This is a genomic window from Kistimonas ophiarachnellae, assembly GCF_057552235.1.
Window position 1 is genome coordinate 1 of sequence record NZ_BAAJPA010000084.1, and the last position, 328, is coordinate 328.

At 61.6% G+C, this 328-nt stretch carries 1 protein-coding gene; it reads left to right on the forward strand.

Features of this window, described 5'->3' with window-relative positions; all coding sequences use genetic code 11:
* Nucleotides 1-328: hypothetical protein (locus tag AC27K1_RS21740; protein WP_487152891.1), on the forward strand; the 328-nt coding region annotated here is incomplete at both ends.

The following is a 328-nucleotide window of genomic DNA, read 5'->3' on the forward strand; positions in this document are numbered from 1 at the left end:
CCAACACCATCAGCATCGATGGGATCACGGACGACACCGGAACGGCCGGAGATTTCAAGACCAGTGATACCAGCCTGACGGTCAACGGCACCCTGAACAGTGCGCTGCCAGCCGGAGAGTTCCTGCAGATCAGCACCGACAATGGTGCGACCTGGGTGAATGTGACCGCACTGGTGGCCACCGGTTCCACCCCGGCGGTGGCCTGGAGTTATGAAGACCCGGCCACGCACAACAGTGATTTCACCTACCAGCTGCGGATAGCCGATGACGCGGGCAATGCCAGTACCGGCACCACGGCGGTATCGCAGGACGTCACCATCGACACCAC